The organism is Micromonospora maritima (genome assembly GCF_902825405.1).
Classification (GTDB): Bacteria; Actinomycetota; Actinomycetes; order Mycobacteriales; family Micromonosporaceae; genus Micromonospora; species Micromonospora maritima.
In genome coordinates, this window is sequence record NZ_CADEAU010000948.1 from 1 (window position 1) to 772 (window position 772).

The window sequence follows — 772 nt, forward strand, 5'->3', positions numbered from 1 at the left end:
GCCCGGATCCGCGACGCCGGACCGCCCCGGATCCGCGGACGCCGGGCCCGATCGGGTACGGCTCCGGTCAGCCGGCCGCCGGCGCGGGCGCCCCGACCGACGTCGCCGACGTCCGGGTCGCCTCGACCGCGCGGATGTGCCGGTAGGCGAACCAGAGCGGCGGGAACGCGCCGACCGCGAACGACAGGTCGACGAGCGTCCAGAACCACGGGATGTCCCGGATCGGGCCACAGATCAGCGCCAGCGGCACGATGCCGGCGCAGGCGATCATCCCGACCTGCACCACCCAGACGTTGCGCACCGGGTCGCGCAGCGGCCCCCAGAACGCCACCGCGAGCACCAGGTGGGCGAAGGCCAGCCAGTCGGTGCCGTAGAGCAGGAACGGGTAGTCCCGGTCGGCGGTCACCAGCCCGTCGTGGACCCGTTCGATCCAGCCCACGAGCGCCGGGAGTCGCCCGGCGAGCGGGTCGAGCGCCGCCAGCAGCCACCGGACCTCGACCTCCAGCGGGAACGCGGTCACCCCGCTGAGGAAGAGCCCCACCACCACGACCCAGAGCCAACGGCGGATCCGCCGCAGGCGTACCTCGACGTCCATGCCCGGAGCGTAACGATGATCATCGTGCCGGCGGTGTCCCGGCGGGCATGACGTGGCCCACCCTCAGCGGCGACCCACGTCCACCCGGGCGGCGGCGGAGGCCGGGCGGGCCGTACCCGGACGGGCTCCGGGCCGTGGCGTCGCGGCCGGCCGACCGGCCATGACCGTCGGCGCGAC

General features: G+C 75.4%; 1 protein-coding gene. It reads right to left on the minus strand.

What is annotated here, in order from left to right:
* Positions 1-67: 67 nt before the first annotated feature.
* Entirely contained in the window at positions 68-595 is a 528-nt protein-coding gene (locus tag HUW36_RS33740) for a hypothetical protein (RefSeq protein ID WP_174531687.1), read from the minus strand.
* Positions 596-772 lie beyond the last annotated feature (177 nt).

Excerpts from the sequence above, each read along its gene's own strand:
- HUW36_RS33740 (WP_174531687.1), bottom strand. The coding sequence starts at position 595 with ATGGACGTCGAGGTACGCCTGCGGCGGATCCGCCGTTGGCTCTGGGTC.